22 protein-coding genes are annotated in these 21706 nt (G+C 69.0%); 17 read left to right on the top strand and 5 right to left on the bottom strand.

The window, feature by feature from the left end; translation table 11 throughout:
• A partial coding sequence (locus ACILR4_RS26535) for a hypothetical protein (protein ID WP_395703906.1) occupies positions 1-208 on the top strand: 208 nt, incomplete at its 5' end.
• Between the two features lie 125 nt (positions 209-333).
• Here ACILR4_RS26535 and aceA read toward each other — a convergent pair.
• The 3 genes from aceA to ACILR4_RS26520 form a co-directional block, all read right to left on the bottom strand.
• The gene (aceA, locus tag ACILR4_RS26530; protein ID WP_395703905.1) at positions 334-1635 is read right to left on the bottom strand and encodes an isocitrate lyase; all 1302 of its coding nucleotides are present in this window, start codon (positions 1633-1635) and stop codon (positions 334-336) included.
• Positions 1636-1890: 255 nt separating this feature from the next.
• Positions 1891-2601: a type 1 glutamine amidotransferase gene (locus ACILR4_RS26525; RefSeq protein WP_395703904.1), complete on the bottom strand. Its 711-nt coding sequence runs from the start codon at positions 2599-2601 to the stop codon at positions 1891-1893.
• 13 nt (positions 2602-2614) lie between these two features.
• Positions 2615-3094: an Lrp/AsnC family transcriptional regulator gene (locus ACILR4_RS26520; protein ID WP_395703903.1), complete on the bottom strand. Its 480-nt coding sequence runs from the start codon at positions 3092-3094 to the stop codon at positions 2615-2617.
• A 132-nt stretch (positions 3095-3226) separates the two neighbouring features.
• Here ACILR4_RS26520 and ACILR4_RS26515 point away from each other — a divergent pair, with 132 nt between their 5' ends.
• The 4 genes from ACILR4_RS26515 (at position 3227) to ACILR4_RS26500 (ending at position 8199) form a co-directional block, all read left to right on the top strand.
• Positions 3227-4534 (top strand): aspartate aminotransferase family protein, encoded by a 1308-nt coding sequence (locus ACILR4_RS26515; RefSeq protein WP_395703902.1) that lies wholly within the window; start codon positions 3227-3229, stop codon positions 4532-4534.
• Positions 4535-4596: 62 nt separating this feature from the next.
• A complete protein-coding gene (locus tag ACILR4_RS26510; RefSeq protein WP_395703901.1) occupies positions 4597-5364 on the top strand; it encodes a gamma-glutamyl-gamma-aminobutyrate hydrolase family protein in 768 nt (255 codons plus the stop codon).
• Positions 5365-5432: 68 nt separating this feature from the next.
• On the top strand, positions 5433-6800 hold the full coding sequence (locus tag ACILR4_RS26505) for a glutamine synthetase family protein (RefSeq protein WP_395703900.1): 1368 nt from the start codon (positions 5433-5435) through the stop codon (positions 6798-6800).
• A gap of 13 nt (positions 6801-6813) precedes the next feature.
• A complete protein-coding gene (locus ACILR4_RS26500; RefSeq protein ID WP_395703899.1) occupies positions 6814-8199 on the top strand; it encodes an aspartate aminotransferase family protein in 1386 nt (461 codons plus the stop codon).
• A 25-nt stretch (positions 8200-8224) separates the two neighbouring features.
• On the opposite strand, the gene ACILR4_RS26495 is transcribed toward ACILR4_RS26500, so the two are convergent.
• Positions 8225-9307, bottom strand: coding sequence for an MBL fold metallo-hydrolase (locus ACILR4_RS26495; protein WP_395703908.1), 1083 nt, complete (start codon positions 9305-9307; stop codon positions 8225-8227).
• Positions 9308-9421: 114 nt separating this feature from the next.
• On the opposite strand from ACILR4_RS26495, the gene soxC reads away from it, so the two are divergent.
• From soxC to ACILR4_RS26450, 9 genes are read left to right on the top strand one after another with little or no spacing between them, the layout of a single operon-like run.
• Positions 9422-10798: a sulfite dehydrogenase gene (gene soxC / locus ACILR4_RS26490; RefSeq protein ID WP_395703898.1), complete on the top strand. Its 1377-nt coding sequence runs from the start codon at positions 9422-9424 to the stop codon at positions 10796-10798.
• Positions 10782-11879 carry a c-type cytochrome gene (locus ACILR4_RS26485; protein ID WP_395703897.1) on the top strand — a complete coding sequence of 366 codons (1098 nt, stop codon included), beginning with the start codon at positions 10782-10784 and terminating at the stop codon, positions 11877-11879. The genes soxC and ACILR4_RS26485 overlap by 17 nt, the downstream gene beginning before the upstream one ends.
• Positions 11880-11899: 20 nt before the next feature.
• Positions 11900-12358: a thiosulfate oxidation carrier protein SoxY gene (soxY, locus tag ACILR4_RS26480; RefSeq protein WP_395703896.1), complete on the top strand. Its 459-nt coding sequence runs from the start codon at positions 11900-11902 to the stop codon at positions 12356-12358.
• A 43-nt stretch (positions 12359-12401) separates the two neighbouring features.
• The gene (gene soxZ / locus ACILR4_RS26475; RefSeq protein WP_395703907.1) at positions 12402-12701 is read left to right on the top strand and encodes a thiosulfate oxidation carrier complex protein SoxZ; all 300 of its coding nucleotides are present in this window, start codon (positions 12402-12404) and stop codon (positions 12699-12701) included.
• Between the two features lie 27 nt (positions 12702-12728).
• Complete coding sequence (gene soxA / locus ACILR4_RS26470; RefSeq protein ID WP_395703895.1) at positions 12729-13538, top strand: sulfur oxidation c-type cytochrome SoxA; 810 nt, start codon at positions 12729-12731, stop codon at positions 13536-13538.
• A 20-nt stretch (positions 13539-13558) separates the two neighbouring features.
• On the top strand, positions 13559-14206 hold the full coding sequence (gene soxX, locus ACILR4_RS26465) for a sulfur oxidation c-type cytochrome SoxX (protein ID WP_395703894.1): 648 nt from the start codon (positions 13559-13561) through the stop codon (positions 14204-14206).
• Positions 14203-15942, top strand: coding sequence for a thiosulfohydrolase SoxB (gene soxB, locus ACILR4_RS26460; RefSeq protein WP_395703893.1), 1740 nt, complete (start codon positions 14203-14205; stop codon positions 15940-15942). Before soxX ends, soxB begins: the two co-directional genes overlap by 4 nt.
• 17 nt (positions 15943-15959) lie before the next feature.
• Positions 15960-16376, top strand: a complete 417-nt coding sequence (locus ACILR4_RS26455; protein WP_395703892.1) for a DsrE family protein — start codon at positions 15960-15962, stop codon at positions 16374-16376.
• Between the two features lie 30 nt (positions 16377-16406).
• Complete coding sequence (locus ACILR4_RS26450; protein WP_395703891.1) at positions 16407-17507, top strand: YeeE/YedE family protein; 1101 nt, start codon at positions 16407-16409, stop codon at positions 17505-17507.
• On the opposite strand, the gene ACILR4_RS26445 is transcribed toward ACILR4_RS26450, so the two are convergent.
• Positions 17459-18745 (bottom strand): FCSD flavin-binding domain-containing protein, encoded by a 1287-nt coding sequence (locus tag ACILR4_RS26445; protein WP_395703890.1) that lies wholly within the window; start codon positions 18743-18745, stop codon positions 17459-17461. The genes ACILR4_RS26450 and ACILR4_RS26445 overlap by 49 nt on opposite strands.
• Positions 18746-18846: 101 nt before the next feature.
• Between ACILR4_RS26445 and ACILR4_RS26440 the strand changes: the two genes are divergently transcribed.
• The 3 genes from ACILR4_RS26440 (at position 18847) to ACILR4_RS26430 (ending at position 21657) form a co-directional block, all read left to right on the top strand.
• Complete coding sequence (locus tag ACILR4_RS26440; RefSeq protein WP_395703889.1) at positions 18847-19833, top strand: MBL fold metallo-hydrolase; 987 nt, start codon at positions 18847-18849, stop codon at positions 19831-19833.
• Between the two features lie 63 nt (positions 19834-19896).
• Complete coding sequence (locus ACILR4_RS26435) at positions 19897-20268, top strand: ArsR/SmtB family transcription factor (RefSeq protein WP_395703888.1); 372 nt, start codon at positions 19897-19899, stop codon at positions 20266-20268.
• 39 nt (positions 20269-20307) lie between these two features.
• Positions 20308-21657, top strand: a complete 1350-nt coding sequence (locus ACILR4_RS26430; protein WP_395703887.1) for a glutamine synthetase family protein — start codon at positions 20308-20310, stop codon at positions 21655-21657.
• The last annotated feature ends 49 nt before the right edge of the window (positions 21658-21706 follow it).

Below are 21706 nucleotides of genomic sequence, written 5' to 3'. Positions count from 1 at the left end.
GATCGTTGCCGATCGCGCCGGCCCGCGCAGCCTGACGATGCGCGCCGACGGCGATCCCCTGCCCTTCGTGCAAGGCCTGCCGGCCTGGGCCCTGCATGACCTGGGCTCGGCGCTGGGCGCCGCGGCAACGCCGGGCTTCCTGGCGGCCCTGGCAGTGGCCGGGCTGGGCTACGCGCTGCTGGTGCTGCGCCGGCAGCGCGGCGCCTGAGCCGCGCGCAGGAATCTCCTGACGCAAAAAGGCGCGGCCCCTTGTGGGAACCGCGCCGCCTTGCTTGTCTCCCCAAGCCCGCCGCGTGTGGCGGCAGGCTCAGCACCTCTCGAAGCGATCGTGGATCAGCCGTGCTTGGCCTCGAAGAACTGCTCGTCTTCGGTCGAGCCCTTCAGCGCGGCGGTCGAGGCCTCGCGCTCGATCGTCGTGGTCACCGCGTCGAAGTACCCGGTACCCACTTCGCGCTGGTGCTTCACCGCGGTAAAGCCCTTCTCGGCAGCGGCGAATTCCTTCTCCTGCATCTCGACGAAGGCCGTCATGTTGTTGCGGGCGTAGCCATAGGCCAGCTCGAACATCGAGTAGTTCAGGCTGTGGAAGCCGGCGAGCGTGATGAACTGGAACTTGTAGCCCATCGCGCCCAGCTCGCGCTGGAACTTGGCGATCGTCGCGTCGTCGAGGTTCTTCTTCCAGTTGAACGAGGGCGAACAGTTGTAGGCCAGCAGCTTGCCCGGGAACTTGGCGTGGATCGCATCGGCGAAGGCCTTCGCGAACGCCAGATCCGGCGTGCCGGTCTCGCACCAGATCAGGTCGGCGTACTCGGCATAGGCCAGGCCGCGGCTCACGGCCTGCTCGAAGCCCTTCTTGGTCTTGTAGAAGCCTTCGACGGTGCGCTCACCGGTCAGGAAGGGCTTGTCGTTGGCGTCGACGTCACTGGTCACCAGGTCGGCTGCTTCCGCATCGGTGCGGGCCAGCAGGATGGTCGGCACGCCCATCACGTCGGCGGCCAGGCGGGCGGCCACCAGCTTGCTCACCGCTTCACGCGTCGGCACCAGCACCTTGCCGCCCATGTGGCCGCACTTCTTCACCGAGGCCAGCTGGTCCTCGAAGTGCACGCCCGCGGCGCCGGCTTCGATCATGGCCTTCATCAGTTCGAAGGCGTTCAGCACGCCGCCGAAACCGGCTTCGGCATCGGCCACGATGGGCTGGAAGTAGTCGATGTCGTTCTTGCCTTCGCTCCACTGGATCTGGTCGGCGCGGGCAAAGGTGTTGTTGATCTTCTTCACCACCTTCGGCACCGAGTCCACCGAGTACAGCGACTGGTCGGGGTACATCTCGCCGTTGCTGTTGGCGTCACCCGCCACCTGCCAGCCGGAGAGGTAGATCGCCTTCAGGCCGGCCTTGACCTGCTGCATGGCCTGGTTGCCGGTCAGCGCGCCCAGCGAGTTGACGAACGGCTCGGTGTTGATCGAGTTCCACAGCTTCTCTGCGCCACGCTTGGCCAGCGTGTATTCGATCTGCAGCGAACCGCGCAAGCGCACCACGTCGGCGGCGGTGTAGCCGCGCTTGATGCCCTTCCAGCGCGGGTTTTCGGCCCAGTCCTTCTCGAGGGCGGCGATCTGTTGTTCGCGGGTGAGTTGCTGTGTCATGTCAAAGCTCCTTGGGGCGGTGAGGGAGAGAACCGAAAAACGATGGCTCAAGCCTAACCAGCCGCAGGGTCTTTGAGAAGACTTATGTCTTATAGAAGACTAAAAATATTTCCATTTCAAATCAACATGTTAGTGATCTGATTTCATGATTCGAAAATGAATTCTTCGCCATGAAAAAGCATGTTGCGGCGCAGCAGACAAAGATTCCGCGATGCGAAATTCATATTTCCTCATGCGAAATCCAGGATGCCCAGCTCAGGCGGCCGAGGCCAGCCAGTAGTGGTAGATCCGGCTGGCGAGGGCCTGCTGCGCGGCGAGAGACTGTTCGGCCTCGGCCAGCATCGGCTGCGCTGCCTGCACGCTGGCCGGGTGCAGGCGCAGCGAGCGCACATAGCCGTCGCCGGCCGCCGCCAGCCATTCCTTCATCTTGGCCAGGTCCTGCTCGACGTGGAACTGCAGCGCCAGGTGCGGCCCGAGCGCAAAGGCCTGATGGACACAGGCCGGGCTGGCGGCGAGCGCCAGCGCACCGGCCGGCACGCTGAAGGCCTCGTAGTGCCAACGGTAGACACGGGCGGCCCGGACGTCGCCGAACCAGGTCTGCGCAGTGGCGTTGTCGTGGAGCGTGATGTCGTGCCAGCCGATTTCCGGCGCGATCGACGGCCCCACCGTGCCGCCCAGCGCTCGCGCCATCAGCTGCCCGCCCAGGCAATGCCCGATCACCGGAATGCCGCTGGCCACCCCTTCGCGCACCAGCTGCTCGGCCTGGCGCAAGTGCGGCATGTCATCGTTCGCGCTCATCGGACCGCCCAGGATCGCCATCGCGCGATAGCCGTGCAGCGTGGCCGGAAAAGGCTGGCCCGCCTGGTGGCAGCGCACGTCCGCCGGCAGGCCCTGCTGCTGCAGCCAGCGGCCCAGGTAGGCCGGGCCGTCATCGACCATGTGCTGCAGGACCAGGACCGGCTTCATGGGCGCGCGGGCCCTACAACGGCAACGCGGTGGTCTTCTTCACCGTGCGCAGAACCAGCATCGAATTCGATCGCTCGACGCCCGGCAAGCGCATCAGCACCTGGGTGTGGAAGCGCTCCAGGTCCTCGGCATCGCGGTAGCTGAAACGGATGAGGTAGTCGTTCGACCCGGCGACGTAGAAGCAGTCCAGCACCTCCGGTTCGTCGCGGACCGCCTGCTCGAAGGCCTTCAGGACGCCATCGTTCATCGTCTCGAGGTTGATGATCGAGAAGCACGTGCCGTGCTGGCCCAGCGCCTTGGCATTCAGCAGCGCCACGTACTGTGCGATGACCCCCGACTCCTCCAGCTGCTTGACCCGCCGCAGGCAGGCCGAGGGCGACAGGTGCACACGCTCGGCCAGCTCGACGTTCGACAGCCGCCCCTCGGCTTGCAGCAGCGTCAAGATCTGGCGGTCGATCGCATCGAGTTGCGGCTTTGGGCTGTCTGTTCGCATGAAATGCGGAATCGCTTGGAAAGATTCGCATGATATGCCGAAGCGCGCGGCTCCACCCCCCATCAGAAGACAGCACATTGCGCCACCCGCTGACTAGACTGGAGGGCGTTGCCGACAAGGAGCCCTGACGCCATGAACCACGCCCTCGACGCCTACTGGATGCCCTTCACGGCCAACCGCCAGTTCAAGAAGGCGCCGCGCCTGTTGACCCGGTCCTCCGGCATGCACTACTGGACCGACGACGGCCGCCAGATTCTCGATGGCGTCGCCGGCCTGTGGTGCGTGAATGCCGGCCATGCACGGCCGAAGATCGTGCAGGCCATCCAGCAGCAGGCGGCCGAGCTGGACTATGCGCCGCCGTTCCAGATGGCGCATCCCAAGGCATTCGAGCTGGCCGACAAGGTCGCCAAGCTCACGCCGGCCGGCCTGAACAAGATCTTCTTCACCAACTCCGGCTCCGAATCGGTGGACACCGCGCTGAAGATCGCGCTGGCCTACCATCGCGTGCGCGGCGAAGGCCAGCGTACCCGGCTGATCGGCCGCGAGCGGGGCTACCACGGCGTCAACTTCGGCGGCATCTCGGTGGGTGGCATGGTGGCCAACCGCAAGATGTTCGGCGCCATGCTGGCAGGCGTCGACCACATCCGCCACACCCACGATCCGGCCCGCAACGCGTTCAGCGTCGGCCAGCCCGAGCACGGCGCCGAGTTCGCCGATGACCTCGAGAAGCTCTGCGCGCTGCACGATCCTTCCACGATCGCCGCGGTGATCGTCGAGCCGGTGGCCGGCTCCACCGGCGTGCTGGTGCCGCCCAAGGGCTACCTGAACCGCCTGCGCGAGATCTGCGACAAGCACGGCATCCTGCTGATCTTCGACGAGGTGATCACCGGTTTCGGTCGCACCGGCAACCCGTTCGCGGCACAGACCTTCGGCGTCACGCCGGACCTGCTGGTGATGGCCAAGGGCATCACCAACGGCTGCGCGCCGATGGGCGCTGTGGCAGCCAAGCAGAGCATCCACGACACCTTCATGAGCGGGCCCGAGCACCTGATCGAGTTCTTCCACGGCTACACCTACTCGGCGCACCCGATCGCCTGCGCCGCCGGCCTGGGCACCCTGGCCACCTACGAGGAAGAAGGCCTGCTGACGCGCGCCCAGCAGCTGCAGGGCTACTTCGCCGAGCAGCTGCACGCGCTGAGGGGCCTGCCCAACGTGATCGACGTGCGCAACATCGGCCTGGTCGGCGGCGTCGAGCTCGCGCCGATCCCCGGCGAGCCGGCCAAGCGCGCGTTCAACATCTTCCTCGACTGCTACGACAAGGGTGTGCTGATCCGCACCACCGGCGACACGGTCGCGCTGTCGCCGCCGCTGATCATCGAACGGCAGCAGATCGACCAGCTGATCGACACGCTGCGCGGCGCGATCCAGCGCGCGGCCTGAGACTTGCTTCCCGACAGTTCAATCAACCGAGGGTCTGCCTAGCGCATAAAAGACGCGACACCATGAGCTCGAAAAACAAACCGGTGGTCCTGGTGCCGGCCTGCAATCGCCCGATCGGCGAGCATGCCTTCCACGTCGCCGGCAAGAAGTATGTCGATGCGGTGCGCCTGGCGGGCGCGCTGCCGCTGATCGTGCCGAGCGCCACGCCGGAAGAGCTGGATGCCCTGCTCGACCTGGCCGATGGTGTGCTACTGACCGGCTCGGCCTCGAACGTGCATCCCAGCCACTTCGACGAGGCGGTCCACGACCCCTCGCTGCCGCTGGACCCCACCCGCGATGCCTGGACCTTGCCGCTGATCCCGAAGGTCATCGCGCGCGGCATGCCGCTGTTCGCGATCTGCCGCGGCACGCAGGAAACGAATGTCGCGCTGGGCGGCTCGCTGCACCAGGCGGTGCAGGACGTCGGGCCTTATGCCGACCACCGGGCACCCTCCGGCCAGCCAGCCGCAGTGCAATACGGCCCGGCGCACGAAGTCGAGGTGCTGCCCGGCGGCGTGCTGGCCGGGTTGCTCGGCCAAACGCGCTTCACCGTCAATTCGGTGCACGGCCAGGCGGTGAGCCGGCTGGCCCATGGCTTGCGGGTCGAGGCCCGCGCACCGGACGGCCTGATCGAGGCCTTCTCGGTGATCGACGCCACCGGCTTCAACCTCTGCGTGCAATGGCACCCGGAGTGGCAGGCCGCCGACAACCCGGTCTCGATGCAGCTGCTGACAGCCTTCGGTGCGGCCTGCGCCGCGTACCACGACCAGCACCGCAACCCGATTCCCTAGTGCTGCACCCGCCCGGCCGCGGAAGACCGTCCGCGGCCGCCTAGCATCCAAGCGAACCGGAGTGCAACATGATCAATCGAGACAACTTCAATTTCAGCGAGCTCGAACAGTGGCTCAACCAGCGCCGCGTCACCGAGATCGAATGCCTGGTGCCTGACCTCACCGGCGTGGCCCGCGGCAAGATCCTGCCGCGCGAAAAGTTCACCGAAGACCGCGGCATGCGCCTGCCCGAGGCCGTGGTGGCGATGGGCGTGACGGGCGAATTCCCGTCCGAGGGGCCGTACTACGACGTCATCAGCCCCACCGACCTGGACATGCAGCTGCGGCCCGACCCCAGCACGGTGCGCCTCGTGCCCTGGGCCACCGACCCCACCGCGCAGGTCATCCACGACTGCTACGACCGGCACGGCAAGCTGGTGCCCTTCGCGCCGCGCTCGGTGCTGCGCCGGGTGTGCGAGCTGTACGAGGCTGAAGGCTGGAAGCCGGTGGTCGCGCCGGAGCTGGAGTTCTATCTCGTCGCGCGCAACACCGATCCGGACATGCCGCTGAAGCCGCCGATCGGCCGCAGCGGCCGCGCCGAGACCTCGCGCCAGGCCTACTCGATCGATGCGGTCAACGAGTTCGACCCGCTGTTCGAGGACGTCTACGACTACTGCGAGAAGATGGGCCTGAACGTCGACACCCTGATCCACGAGGTCGGCGCCGGGCAGATGGAGATCAACTTCTTCCACGACCATCCGCTGGGCCTGGCCGACGAGGTGTTCCTGTTCAAGCGCACGGTGCGCGAGGCCGCGCTGCGGCACGACATGTTCGCCACCTTCATGGCCAAGCCGATCGCCGGCGAGCCCGGCAGCGCGATGCACATCCACCAAAGCATCGTCGACAGCGCCAGCGGCCGCAACCTGTTCAGCAACGAAGACGGCTCCCCGAGCCGCGAGTTCTACTGGTTCATCGGCGGGCTGCAGAAGTACATCCCGGCCGCGATGGCGCTGTTCGCACCCTACGTCAACAGCTACCGCCGGCTGGCACGCTTCACCGCAGCACCGATCAACATCCAGTGGGGCATCGACAACCGCACCGTGGGCATCCGCGCCCCGCTGGCCGAGCCGCAGGCGCGGCGCATCGAGAACCGCGTGATCGGCGCCGACGCCAACCCCTACGTGGCGCTGGCCGCCACGATGGCCTGCGGCTGGCTGGGGCTGAAGCACCGCATCGAGCCCTCGGCCGAGTGCAAGGGTGACGCGTACCTTGGCGACTATCAGCTGCCGCGCAGCCTGGGCGAGGCGCTGGCGCTGCTGCGCGAGGAGAAGGACCTGCACGAGGTGCTGGGTGAAGCCTTCATCACCGTGTACTCGGAGGTCAAGGAGATCGAGTACGCCGAATTCATGAAGGTGATCTCGCCGTGGGAGCGCGAGCACCTGCTGCTGCACGTCTGAAGGAGCCATCACCATGCAACTCGCACAGCAACGCACGACGCAGCAGTGGCAGGCCGCCGACGCCGCCCATTTCCTGCATCCCTTCACCGACTTCCAGGCGCTGGCGAAGAAGGGCTCGCGCATCATCACCCGCGCCGAGAACATCTACCTCTGGGACAGCGAGGGCCGCAAGGTGCTCGACGCGATGTCCGGCCTGTGGTGCGTGAACGTCGGTTATGGCCAGCAGCGCCTGATCGACGCGGCCACGCAGCAGCTGAGGGAACTGCCCTTCTACAACGCCTTCTTCCAGACCGCGACGCCGCCGGCCATCGCGCTGGCCGAGCTGCTGAGCGAAGTGACGCCGCCGCAGTTCCAGCATGTGTTCTTCACCGGCTCGGGATCCGAGGGCAATGACACGGTGGTGCGCATGGTGCGCCGCTACTGGGACCTGCAGGGCCAGCCGCAGCGCAAGGTGATCATCAGCCGGCGCAATGCCTACCATGGCTCGACGATGGCCGGCGCCTCGCTGGGCGGCATGGCCGACATGCATGCGCAGGGCGGCCTGCCGATCCCCGACATCGTGCACATCGACCAGCCCTACTGGGTGCAGCACGGGCAAGGCATGAGCCGCGACGAGTTCGGCCTGGTTGCCGCCCGCTGGCTGGAGGACAAGATCCTCGAGCTCGGGCCCGAGCGCGTGGCGGCCTTCATCGGCGAGCCGGTGCAGGGCGCGGGCGGCGTGATCATCCCGGCGGCCACCTACTGGCCCGAGGTGCAGCGCATCTGCGACAAGTACGGCATCCTGCTGGTCAGCGACGAGGTCATCTGCGGCTTCGGCCGCACCGGTCGCTGGTTCGGCTGTGAGACCTTCGGTGCCCGGCCCGACCTGATGACCTTCGCCAAGGGCGTGACCAGCGGCTACATCCCGCTCGGCGGGGTGATGGTCGGTGACCGCGTGGCGAAGACGCTGATCGAACAGGGCGGCGAGTTCGAGCATGGCTACACCTACTCCGGCCATCCGGTGGCCTGCGCGGTGGCGCTGGCCAACATCGGGCTGATCCGCGAGCTCAAGCTGGTGGAGCAGGTGCACGACAACACCGGGCCCTACCTGGCCGAGGCCTTCGCGTCGCTGCGCGAGCACCCGCTGGTCGGTGATGCCGAGACCTGTGGCCTGATGGGCGCGCTGCTGCTGGTGAAGGACAAGGCCGGCCTGAAGCCCTTCGACCGGACGGTGGGCATCGGCATGGTGTGCCGCGGCCACTGCTTCGCGAACGGGCTCATCATGCGGGCCGTCGGCAACCGCATGATCATCGCGCCGCCGCTGGTGATGACCCGTGCGCAGATCGACGAGATGACGGCGCTGATCCGCCGCTGCCTCGACCTGACGCTGGCCGACGCGCAACGCGAGGGCTGGCTCTAACGCCCGATCGGCGCGGCCTGCGGCCTCAGGCCGCGCCACCCTCGGTCGGAAGCCCCTCGGCGCGCCAGCGCAGCATGCCGCCCGCGAGGTTGGCCACCGCCTGGAAGCCGCTGCGCTGCAGCAGCACCGTGGCCTGCGCCGAGCGCGCGCCCGAGCGGCACACGGTGACGATCGGCCGCTCGCGCGCCAGCTCGCCGGCCCGCGCGGCCAGCTCGGACAACGGCACCAGCCGCGCCCCTGGGACATGGCCCAGCGCGTCCGAGAATTCCGCCGGCTCGCGCACGTCGACCACCTGGATCGCGTCGGCGCCGTCGCCCAGCCGCTCTTCCAGCACCGTGGGCTGAATCTCCCACACACCACCGAAGCTGCAGGTCAGCGGCGCCCAGGTCGGCTCGTCCGGCAGCGCGGCCCCGCCCTCGGGCTGGCCACAACGCAGGTTGGCCGGCACCGCAATGTCCATCAGCTTCGGATGGGCCAGGCCCAGGTGGTTCATGTAGCCGCAGAAGTCGGCCTCGTTGACATCGCCGCCCAGGCGCGGGTTGAAGGCTCGCTCTTCGGCGACGCTGGTCACCGTCAGCCCGCGGTAGTCATGCCCCGGGTACAGCAGGCAATGGCCGGGCAGGCTCAGCAGCTGCATCTTCACCGAGTGGTACAGCTGGCTCGCATTGCCCTGCTGGAAGTCGGTGCGGCCGCAGCCGCGGATCAGCAGGCTGTCGCCGGTGAAGGCCATGCCCTGGTCGTCCAGCACGTAGCTCAGGCAGCCGGCCGTATGCCCCGGGGTCGCCCGCACCTCGAGATGGCGGCGGCCGAATTGCACGCGTTCGCCATGCACCAGCAGTCGGTCTGCCTGGGTCGCACCGGCCGCCCTGGCCAGCAGGATCTGGCTGCCCAGGCGCTGCTTCAGCAGCCACGCCGCGGTGACGTGGTCGGCATGCACGTGCGTGTCCAGCGTCGCCAGCAGCTTCAGGCCCAGTTCGCGCAGCAGCGCAGCGTCGCGCTGCACGTTCTCGAATACCGGGTCGATCAGCAGGGCCTCGCCGGCTTCGCTGTCGCCCAGCAGGTAGGTGTAGGTGGACGACTGACGGTCGAAGAGTTGGCGAAAGATCAGCATGGTGGCGTCGGCCTCATCGGGATTGTCCTAGTCGCGTTCGATCCGGCGGGGATTAATATCACTCCAGCCGAATATAGTTATTGATCAGTCACAAGCCGCAAGGACTGTCTCTTGGCCCCACATGATCGCCGCTCCGGTCGCCTCGTCAAGGCGCCCGAGCACTTCATCGATGCGCAAGGCGTGCAAGCCGTCTTCGGCGAAGCACGCAAAGGCCGGCGCGACTTCGTGCGCGGCGCCTTTGCCGCCGCGCTCGCCGCCACCGCCGGTTCCGCTGCACGGGCGCAGGCCCATCCACCACCGGCCGACGGCGGCGACCCGAACATCCTGGAGCTGCCGCCCCACAGCAAGGGCCTGGGCCAGCCGGTGGCTACCCAGGGCTACGGGCTGCCCTCGCAGTACGAGCACAACGTGCAGCGCCGCCCCAGCCCCGGCCTGACGCAGACACGCCAGGCCTCGGTGTCCTTCGCGCCGCTGCAAAGCCTGTTCGGCATCGTCACCCCCAGCGGCCTGCACTTCGAGCGCCACCACCAGGGCTGGTGGGACGTCGACCCGAGCAAGCACCGGCTGATGCTCACCGGCGCCGACGACAAGATGCTGCGCCAGCCGATGGTGTTCACCGTCGACGAGATCATGCGGCTGCCCTCGGTGAGCCGCTTCCACTTCATCGAATGCGGCGCCAACACCGGCATGGAATGGGGCAACGTCGCGGTGCCCACCTGCCAGTACACGCACGGCATGCTCAGCTGCAGCGAGTTCACCGGCGTGCCGCTGCGGCTGCTGCTCGAGATGGCCGGCGCCGACTTCAAGCGCGGTCGCTACGTGCTGGCCGAGGGGGCCGATGGCTCGTCGATGACCCGCACGATCCCGATGGAGCTGGTCGAGAGCGGCGAGGTGCTGGTGGCCTACGGCCAGAACGGCGAGATGCTGCGGCCCGAGAACGGCTACCCGCTGCGCCTGGTGGTGCCCGGTGTGCAGGGGGTGAGCTGGGTCAAGTACCTGCGCCGCATCGAGCTGGGCGACCAGCCCTACGCCACCAAGGACGAAACGGTGCACTACATCGACCTGATGCCCGATGGCCAGCACCGCCAGTACAGCAGCCTGCAGGAATGCAAGAGCGTGATCACCACGCCTTCGGGTGGCCAGGTGCTGCTGGACAAGGGCTACTACCAGATCAGCGGCCTGGCCTGGTCCGGCCGCGGCAAGGTCAAGCGCGTGGACGTCTCGGTGGACGGCGGCCGCAACTGGCGCACCGCGCAGTTGCAGGAGCCGGTGATGAGCAAGTGCCTGACGCGCTTCACGCTCGACTGGACCTGGGACGGCAAGCCGGCCCTGGTGCAGAGCCGCGCGATCGACGACACCGGTTATGTGCAGCCCAGCTATCGCCAGCTGCGCGCCGTGCGCGGCACGCGCTCGATCTATCACAACAACGCCATCCAGTCCTGGCTGGTGCAGGAAAGCGGCGAGGTCAAGAATGTGCAGCTGGCCTGAGCTTCGCCCGGCACTGCTGGCCGCCGGCCTGTTGCTGGGTCTGTCGGCACAGGCGGAGCCCGCACGCTATCCGGGCATCGGCCGCGCGGCCACGCCACGCGAAGTGGCGGCCTGGGACATCGACGTGCGGCCCGACTTCAAGGGCCTGCCCAAGGGCAGCGGCTCGGTGGCGCAGGGCCAGGTGGTGTGGGAGGCGCAATGCGCCTCGTGCCACGGCGTGTTCGGCGAAAGCAACCAGGTCTTCAACCCGCTGGTCGGTGGCACCACCGCGGAAGACGTGAAGACCGGGCATGTCGCGCGGCTTACCGATCCTGCCTTCCCCGGTCGCAGCACGCTGATGAAGGTCTCGACCGTCTCGACGCTGTGGGACTACATCCGCCGCGCGATGCCCTGGAACGCCCCGAAGAGCCTGAGCACCGACGAGGTCTACGCCGTCACCGCGTACCTGCTGAACCTGGGCGGCGTGCTGCCCGATGATTTCGTGCTGTCCGACGCCACGATGCCGGCAGCGCAGGCCCGCATGCCCAACCGGCTGGGCCTGACCAGCCAGCACGGCCTGTGGCCTGGCAAGGGCCTGGGCAATGGCGGGCGTCCCGATGTGCAGGCACAGGCCTGCATGACCAACTGTGAGGCCGCGCCGCGCGTGGCCTCCGCGCTGCCGGACTTCGCGCGCAGCAACAACGGCAACCTGGCGGAGCAGCAGCGCCTGGTCGGCCCGCAGCGCGGGGTCGATACCGCCCATGCCCGCGCGGCCAATCCGTCCACGGCAGCGTCGGCTGCGCCGACCGTGGCGGCCCCGCCTGCCACGACCGCCACGACCAGCATCGCCTCGGCCCTTGCGCTGGCGCAGAAGCACAGCTGCACCGCCTGCCATGGCCTGGACAGCCCGCTGGTCGGACCGGCATTCCGGGCGGTGGCCGACAAATATGCGAGCCGCAGCGATGCCGCTGCCTATCTGGCTGGCAAGATCCGCTCCGGTGGCCAGGGCATCTGGGGGGGCATTCCGATGCCGCCCCAATCCCTGCCGGACAACGATGGCAAGCTCATCGCCCAATGGCTGGCGAACGGCGCCAAACCCTAGCGACAACGAGGAGTTCTTTGATGTTCAACCGCAGACAGATGCTCTCGCACTCGGCCAGGGTGGCTGCATTGCTGGCCGGTGCCGGCCTGCTGCCCGGCATCGCGCGGGCCGCCTTCAACACCGCGGCCTTCGACGCCAAGACCATGGCCGACGCCGTGAAGGCGCTGGGCGGGGGCACCCCGACCGAAAGCAAGGATGTCACGCTCACCGGGCCCGACATCGCCGAGAACGGCGCCGTGGTGCCGGTGGGCGTGGCCACCAGCCTGGCCGGCGCGAAGAAGCTGCTGCTGCTGGTCGAGAAGAACCCGAGCGTGCTGTCGGCCGTGTTCGATGTGAGCGACTCGGTCGATGCCAGCTTCTCGACCCGCGTGAAGATGGGCCAGTCGTCAAACGTCTATGCGGTGGCGATGATGGGCGACGGCCGGGTGCTGTTCGCCCAAAAGGAAATCAAGGTCACGCTCGGTGGCTGCGGCGGTTGATAACGCGTAAACGAACAGGAGACACGACATGGCAACTGATCCGATGCGCATTCGCGCCCAGGTCAACGGCGACAAGGCCACCGTCCGCGTGCTGATGAGCCACGAGATGGAGACCGGCCAGCGCAAGGACGCCGCCGGCAAGGTGATTCCCGCCTGGTACATCCAGGAAGTCATGGCGCAGCACAACGGCAAGACCGTGCTGACGGCGCAGTGGGGACCTTCGGTGTCGAAGAACCCGTTCCTGCAGTTCAACATCAAGGGCGCCAAGGCCGGCGACAAGATTGCCGTGACCTGGAAGGACAATCGGGGCGAAACGCGCACCGACGAAGCCGTGGCGTCCTGAAGGCCCGCCATGACGACGATGCTGCGCATGCAAGCCCCCCTCCGTTCCATCGCGTTGGCGCTGTTGGGCACGGCCGCCCTGGCGCCGGCCTGGGCCCAGACCAAGTCGGCCGCCGATGGCATTGCCGAGTACCGCAAGATGCTCGAGGACGGCAATCCTGCCGAGCTGTTCGAAGCCAAGGGCGAGGCGCTGTGGAAGACCGCGCGCGGCCCGAAGAACGCCACGCTGGAACGCTGCGACCTGGGTCTCGGCCCCGGCGTGGTCAAGGGCGCGTGGGTGCAGCTCCCGCGCTGGTTCGCCGACACGGGTCGCGTGCAGGACCTCGAGTCGCGGCTGCTCACCTGCATGGAAACCCTGCAGGGCTTCAGCGCGAAGGAGATCGCTGCCACGCCGTTCGACAAGGGCGAGCAGTCCACCGTCACCGCGCTGGCCGCCTGGATCTCCAGCGAATCGCGCGGCATGAAGATGGCGCTGCCGCAGAGCCACGCGCAGGAGCGCCGCTTCTACGAGCTTGGCAAGCGTGCCTTCTTCTTCCGCGCCGGTCCGATGGACTTTGCCTGTGCCAGCTGCCATGGCCAGGACGGCAAGCGCATCCGGCTGCAGGACCTGCCCGACCTGACCAAGAACCCCGGCAACGGCATCGGCTTCGCGGCCTGGCCGGCCTACCGCGTCTCCAGCGGCGAGATGTGGAGCATGCAGCGGCGACTCAACGACTGCTTCCGCCAGCAGCGCTTCCCCTACCCGGGCTTCGCCTCGGACGTGACCATCGCACTGGGCGTGTACATGGGCGTCAACGCCCAGGGTGCCGAATCGATCGCACCGGCGATCAAGCGCTGAACGGGAAGGCTTCGCACATCATGCAAAAGATCCATTTGCTCGCAGTGGCGGCCGCTGGCGCGGCCGGCTGGCTTGCCGGCTGCGCCACGGTCCCCTCCCCGGACGAACTCGACCGCGACGCCCAGGCCATGATCCGGGCCTCGTTCCGGGACCAGGGCATCGCGAAGGTCGATCGCCTGAACCAGGACCTGGGCCAGGCCGCCTGTTCGGGCTCGACCCCGCCAGCCGATGCCGTGGCCAGGCAGGTCGAAGCCGAGGCGATGGCCACGATCCAGTGGCCGCAGGGCGGCCAGTACATCGGCGACTGGCGCGAAGGCGAGAAGCTGGCGCAGAACGGCCGCGGCATGACCTGGACCGATGCCAGCGCCAGCCCCACGGCCAACGGCGCCCAGTGCTACAACTGCCACCAGATCGACCGCAAGGAGATCTCGTACGGCACCATCGGCCCTTCGCTGTGGAACTACGGCAAGCTGCGCGGCGTGAAGGACGTGGCCGACCCGGCCACTGCGCCTATCGTGCAATACACGTGGGGCAAGCTGTGGAACAGCAAGGCCTACGCGGCCTGCTCGAACATGCCGCGCTTCGGCCACGCCAAGCTGCTGAACGAGAAGCAGCTGCGCGACGTGATGGCCCTGTTGCTCGACCCCCAGTCGCCGGTCAACCAGTGAGCCTCACCAAGCGCGAATTCCTGCAGGTCCTCGTCGCCGCGTCGGCCGCCGGCATGGCGCTGGGCCGGCATGCCGAGGCCGATGCCGCCACCGCCGAGGCGGCCCTGTACGACATCCCGCCCTTCGGCAATGTCTCGCTGCTGCACATGACCGATTGCCATGCGCAGCTGCTGCCCATCCACTTCCGCGAGCCCAGCGTCAACCTCGGCATCGGCAGCATGCAGGGCCAGTGGCCGCACCGCGTGGGTGAATCGCTGCTGAAGGCCGCCGGCTTGCAGCCGGGCTCGGCGCAGGCCCACGCCTTCACCTACCTCGACTTCGAACGCGCCGCGCGGCGCTACGGCAAGGTGGGCGGCTTCGCGCACCTGGCCACGCTGGTCAAGCGCCTGAAGGCCAGCCGCCCCGGCGCGCTGCTGCTCGATGGCGGGGACACCTGGCAGGGCTCGGCGACCTCGCTGTGGACGCAGGCGCAGGACATGGTCGACGCCTGCCTGCTGCTGGGCGTGGACGTGATGACCGGCCACTGGGAATTCACCTACGGCATGGCGCGGGTGCAGCAGATCATCGAGAAGGACTTTGCCGGCCGCATCGAATTCCTGGCGCAGAACGTCAAGACCCAGGACTTCGGCGACCCGGTGTTCAAGCCCTTCACGCTGCGCCGGATCAACGGCGTGCCGGTGGCCATCGTCGGCCAGGCCTTCCCGTACACGCCGATCGCGAACCCGCGCTACCTGGTGGCCGACTGGGCCTTCGGCATCCAGGAAGACAACCTGCAGAAGGTGGTCGACGAAGCCCGCGGCCAGGGGGCGCAGCTGGTGGTGCTGCTGTCGCACAACGGCATGGACGTGGACCTGAAGCTCGCCAGCCGCGTGCGCGGCATCGACGCCATCCTGGGTGGCCACACCCACGACGGCGTGCCGGTGGCCGTGCCGGTGAAGAACGGCGGCGGCACCACGCTGGTGACCAATGCCGGCAGCAACGGCAAGTTCCTCGGCGTGATGGACTTCGACGTGAAGGACGGCAAGCTGGCCGACTACCGCTACCGGCTGCTGCCGGTGTTCGCGAACCAGCTGCAGGCCGACCCCGAGATGGCCGCGCTGATCCGCAAGGTACGCGGCCCGCACGAGGCCCGGCTGGCCGAGAAGCTGGCCGTCACCGATGGCCTGCTGTACCGCCGCGGCAACTTCAATGGCAGCTGGGACCAGCTGATCTGCGACGCGCTGATGGACGTGCAAGGCGCCGAGATCGCGTTCTCGCCCGGCTTCCGCTGGGGCACCAGCCTGCTGCCGGGCGACACCATCACGCGCGAGCTGATGATGGACCAGCTGGCCATCACCTACCCCTACGCCACGCTCACCGAGATGAACGGCGAGACGATCAAGACCATCCTCGAGGACGTGGCCGACAACCTGTTCAACCCCGATCCCTACTACCAGCAGGGCGGCGACATGGTGCGCGTGGGCGGCCTGAGCTACACGATGCGGCCGGCCGAGGCGATGGGCCGGCGCATCACCGACATGCAACTGGCCGGCCGGCCGATCGAGGCCGACAAGCGCTACAAGGTGGCCGGCTGGGCGCCGGTGGCCGAAGAGGCGCGCGGCCAGCCCGGTGTCAAGCCGGTGTGGGACCACGTCGAGGCCTGGCTGCGCGCCCAGGGGGGCCGCGTGAAGCCCCGCCGCATCAACACGCCCAAGCTGGTGGCCGTCGAAGGCAACCCCGGCATCAGCCCCACCTGAGCTTCAAGGAGACCGCCATGCTGCGCCTGCACCGACTGTTCGCCCTGGTCCTGATGCTGCTGCTTGCCGGTGTGGCGGCGGCACAGGACAAGGTGGTCTACCACTTCGACAATGCCGCGGCCCAGGGCCTGAAGGGCCTGCGCAACGTGCGCAACCACCTGGACACCGACCCCACGGCCAAGATCATCGTCGTGACCCATGCCGAGGGCGTGGACATGCTGATGGAAGGTGCCAAGGCCGCCAACGGCACCGAGTACGCGCCGCTGGTCTCGGCGCTGAAGTCCCGTGGCGTGAGCTTCGAGGTCTGCGAGATCACGCTGAAGAACCGCGGCCTGAAGAAGGACCAGTTCATCCAGGAATCGGACTTCACGCCCTCGGGCGTGGTGCGCCTGGCCAAGCTGCAGGGCCAGGGCTACGCCTACATCAAGCCCTAGCACGCGAAGCGAGCGGCCAGGAACCGAGCCATGTGGTTGGAGGCCAGCTTCGACCGGCTCGGCGAGAGCGGCACCCTCGCGGCCGGCGGCCTGCTGATCGGCGCGGCCTTCGGCTTCTTCGCCCAGCGCTCGCGCTTCTGCCTGCGCTCGGCGGTCATCGAGTTCGCCCGGCGCCAGAGTGGCGGCAAGCTCACCGTGTGGCTGTTTGCCTTCGCCACCGCCGTCGGCGCCACCCAGGCGCTGGCCTGGGCCGGCTGGTTCGACGCCAGCACCGCGCGCCAGATCAGCGCGCGTGGCAGCCTCTCGGGCGCGGCGGTCGGCGGCGCGCTGTTCGGCACCGGCATGATCCTGGCGCGCGGCTGCGCCAGCCGGCTGCTGGTGCTGGCGGCCCAGGGCAACCTGCGCGCGCTGCTGTCCGGTCTGGTGTTCGCCGTCGCGGCCCAGGCCGCCTGGACCGGCGCGCTGGCGCCGCTGCGCGAACTGATCTCGGGCTGGTGGACCATCGAGGGCGGCACGCCCCGCGATCTGATTGCGCGCAGCGGCATCGGCCATGGCGGTGCCCTGGCCTTCGCGCTGCTGTGGCTGGCGGCCGCGCTGGTGTGGGCGCGGCGCCAGCACGTGTCCGCCTGGGGCTGGGCCGGGGCCATCGGGGCCGGGCTGTGCGTGGCGGCGGCGTGGTGGTTCAGCTATGCGGTGGCGCGGCTGGGCTTCGATCCGCATCCGGTGCAGGCGCTCAGCTTCACCGGCCCCTCGGCCGAGGTGCTCAACCGCGTGCTGTTCGCCACTGGCCAGCCGCTCACCTTCGATGCCGGGCTGGTGCCGGGCGTGTTCGCCGGTTCGTTCATTGCGGCCAGCCTGTTCGGCGAACGCAGGCTCGAAGGCTTCGAGGGCGGCGCCAGCATGCGGCGCTACCTGATCGGCGCGGTGTGCATGGGATTCGGCGGCATGCTCGCCGGCGGCTGCGCGGTGGGCTCGGGGCTCTCGGGCGCGGCGGTGTTCACCGCCACCGCATGGGTCAGCCTCAGCGCGATGTGGGCCGCGGCCGCCCTGACCGACCGGCTGCTGGACCGGCCCGATGCCGCTCAGCCCAGCGTGTCGCGCCAGATGGCCTCGGCCCAGGACCGCGCGTGAGCCGCCTCTTCTGCGCTGGCCGCCGCCGAGAGCCCGCCCGCACCGGGCACCGGGTTGAAGGTCTGGTGGGTGGCATCGTAGCGGTGCACCGAGGCCAGGTGCACGGCCTCGTCCGGCGTCACGAAGCTGAAGCAGGTGCTGGTCAGCAGCGGCGGGGCCTGCACCGGCTCGCCCCGCAGCAGGCGGATCACCGCCGCGGCCACCAGCCTCGCCTGCTGGTTGGCCATCTGGCCGGACTTGGGCATTTGCGGCGCGGGAAAGACCGCATCGCCGAGCGCGTGGATGCCGGGCGCGGCGGTGCACTCCATCGTCAGCCAGTTCACGCCGATCCAGCGGCCGTTCACGCTCAGCAGCCCGGCCTGGCGCGCCAGGTCGGCGCCACGCTGCGGCGGCACCACGTTCAGCACGTCGGCCTCGATGTCCTCGAATTCGAACTTCGCGAGCCGGCCGGCCACGGCCTTCAACTCGGCATTCGGCCGGTACTCGATCAGCCCGGCGTAGTGCTGCGCGAAAGCGCGCTCGAACAAGGCCCGCTTCGACTGGATCTCGGGGTTGGCGTCCATCAGCAGCAGCTTGCTGCGCGGCTTGACGCGCTTCAGGTAGCTGGCCACCAGACAGGCCCGCTCGTACGGGGCCGGCGGGCAGCGGTACGGCACCGGCGGGATGCTGAGCACGAACACGCCGCCGTCGGGCATGGCCTCGAGGCGGCGGCGCAGCGCCAAGGTCTGCGGGCCCGCCTTCCAGGCATGCAGCACCGTGCCTGCACCCAGCGCGCCAGCCAGGCCCTCGACCTCGTCGAGCATGAAGTCGATGCCGGGCGCCAGGATCAGCCGGTCGTAGCCCAGGCTGGCGCCGTCGGCCAGGCGCAGGCGGCGCGCGGCAGGGTCGATGGCCACGGCCTCGCCCTGCACCACCCGCACGCCCAGCGCCTGCAGCGCCTGGTAGCCCCGCGTGATGTCGGCCATGGCGCGCTGCCCGCCGATCACCAGGTTCGACATCGGGCAGGACACGAACTGCGGCTGGCGCTCGACCAGCATGACCTCGAGCTCCGGCGCCGCCAGCCGCAGCTGGCGCGCCGCCGTGGCGCCGCCGAAGCCACCGCCGACCACCACCACGCGGCCAGCCGATGGCCCGCGGCCGGGCGCCGCGCAAGCGGCCAGGCCAAGCCCCGCCAGCCCCAGGCCGGCCGCCAGCCAGCGGCGGCGGGACCGGTCATCGCGCCCTTCGTCGCGTGTCATCGCCCTGCGCTCCATCGGGGACATCCTCCCATTCAAAGTACGCGGCCAACGCCATCCGATTGCCCATGCTGAACCACGCCGATCTCCATGCCCGTCGTCCGATGCCCACGCGATGGTATGCGCAGCGCGGGCCCGCGCGACGCGCCCTGCTGCTGGCCGCGCTGAGCCTGGGGCTGGCCGGCCCGGCACGCGCGCAACCCACCCTCGAGCCGCTGCCGGCGCTGCAGGTGGCCGAGCACGTGTGGTTCGTGCAGGGCGAAGCGGCACTCGGCTCGCCAGCCAACCGCAACTTCATCTCGAACGCGGCCTTCATCGACACCGAGCAGGGCGTGGTGGTGATCGACGCGCTGGGCTCGCCGGCGCTGGCGCGCGCGCTGCTGGCCACCATCCGTCTGCACACGCCTCGGCCGATCCGCTACGTCATCGTCACGCACTACCATGCCGACCACATCTACGGGCTGCAGGTGCTGAAGGCCGAAGGCGCGACCATCCTGGCGCATGCCGAGGGCCGCGAGTACCTGGGCAGCGACACCGCCGAGCAACGCCTGGTCGCCAGCCGCGAGACGCTGGCGCCCTGGATCGACGCGCAGACCCGCCTGGTGCCGGCCGACCGCTGGCTGGCGCAGGACCTCACGCTGCCGATGGGCGACGAGACGCTGCAGATCCGCCATGTCGGCCCCGCCCACACGGCCGAGGACCTGGTCGTGTATGCCGAGCGCGCCGGCGTGCTGTTTGCCGGCGACCTGGTGTTCCGCGGCCGCATCCCGTACGTCGGGCAGGCCGACAGCCGGGCCTGGATCGACGCGCTCGAACGCCTGATCGCGCTGCAGCCGCGCCGCCTGCTGCCGGGGCACGGCCCGATGTCCGAGGCGCCGCAGGCGGACCTGCAGCTGACGCGGGACTACCTGCGCTACCTGCGCGAGCGCATGGGCCGCGCCGCGGCCGAGATGGAGCCCTTCGAAGAGGCCTATGCCAACACCGACTGGTCCGCGTTCGAGCACCTGCCGCTGTTTCGCGCCGCCAACCGGATCAATGCCTACAACACCTACCTGCTGATGGAGCGGCAGGGCCTGCCGCCCCGCCCCTGAGGCCCCCAAGGCCGAGGCTTCGCTCCATCGGCCCCTGCTGATAAAGTGACGCGCTGACGCATCATGAAGTCGATTGCCGTGGCCAACAAGGGTGAGGAAGATCTGGTCTTCGAGTCAGCAGCCGAGCTGTTCGGCCTGCTGGCCACGCCGGTGCGCCTGAAGATCATCAGCGCCGTCTGCCAGGGCGAGCGCAATGTGTCGGAGCTGCTGGACCAGATCGACACCACCCAGCCCAACATGTCCCAGCACCTGGCCACGCTGTACCGCGCCGGCGTGCTCGGCCGTCGCCGCGAAGGCACGCAGATCTACTACCGGCTGCAGAGCGAGCGCGTGGCCACGCTGTGCCGCGCCGTGTGCACGCAGGTGGCTATGGAGCTCGACGGCGACAGCTCACTGCCGCCCGCCGAGCGGCTGACCCGCGCCGTCCACCGCTAGCCTTTGCCGGCCGCGCGTGGCACGCACCAGGAGCACGCGATGAAGGACCTGCACGATCGATTGGCCGCCGCCCAGGTGCACACGCTGCTGGCCCAGTTCACCGACCTGCACGGCGTGGCCAAGGGCAAGTTCGTGCCGCTGGCGCACCTCGATGCGCTGCTGACCGACGGCGTCGCTTTCAGCGGCGCCTCCATCGCCGGCACCGGACTGCCGCGCACCGGACCCCGCGCCGAATACTGGGCCCGCGGCTATGCCAGCACCGCGACGCCGATGCCCTGGTTGCCCGGCCATGCACGCATCGTGTGCGACGGCTGGGTGGCAGACCAGCCCTTCGAAGCCTGCCCGCGCCAGGTGCTGCGCCGCGCCACCGCCCGGCTGGCCGAGCAGGGCTGGCAGTTGCGCGTGGCCATCAGCCCGGAGTTCTTCCTGCTCAGGCGCGAGGACGAGCGCTGGTTGCCCGCCGACGACGGCGACCGGCTGCCGCAGCCGAGCTACGACCTGAAATCCCTGCCACGCCAGGCCGGCTTCCTGCAGGCGCTGCAGCAGGCCCTGCAACAGTGCCGGCTCGACGTGCTGCAGTTCGACCACCAGCACGGCCACAGCCAGTTCCAGCTCGACATCGGCGCGGACGAGGCACTGGCCGCCGCCGATCACCTGATGCTGTTCAAGCTGGCTGCGCAGGCGCTGGCCGAAGCGCGCGGCATGGTGTTCTCGATGATGGCCAAGCCCTTCGTCCAGCAGCCGGGCAGCGGCATGCCGATGCAGCTGATGCTGTGGAAGGGCCACGGCGACAACGCCACGCGGCTGTTCGTGCCGCATGCGCCCGATGGCAGCGCGCTGGCCAGCGGCCTCTCGCCCCTGGGTCAGCAGTTCGCCGCCGGCGTGCTGGCGCACGCCCCGGCGCTGTGCGCGCTGGCCGCGCCCACCGTCAACAGCTACAAGCGCCTGCAGGCCGGCGGCAGCACGCCTGCGGAAAGTGCGGCGCCAACCCATGTCGCCCATGGCAGCCACAACCGCAGCGCGATGCTGCGTACTTTGGGTGCCAGCATCGAATGCCGGCTGGCCGATGCGTCGTGCAATCCCTACCTGGTGCTGGCCGGACTGATCGCGGCCGGGCTCGACGGCATCGAGCGCCGGCTGCCGCTGCCGCCCGGCACCGACGAAGACCTGCTCACGCTGGCGCCTGCCGCACTGCGCGAGCGCGGCATCGCGCCACTGCCGCGGCAACTGGACGACGCGCTGGCCGCGCTGGCGGCGGACGCGGTGATCTCGCACGCACTGGGTCCGGTGTTGATCGAGCAGTTCCAGCGCCTCAAGCAGGCCGAGTGGGCCGACTACCAGCGCCAGGTCAGCCAGTGGGAGCTGCAGCGCTACGCCGCGGCGTTCTGACCCTCGAGTGCCAGACCCTGAGCCCGCGCCACCCCCCGCCCCCCTTGCT

Source organism: Aquabacterium sp. (assembly GCF_044226965.1).
In the GTDB taxonomy this organism is placed as follows: Bacteria; Pseudomonadota; Gammaproteobacteria; order Burkholderiales; family Burkholderiaceae_C; genus Pseudaquabacterium.
Note: the sequence above shows the minus strand (reverse complement) of the source record. Positions and strands in the feature narration are given on the sequence as shown.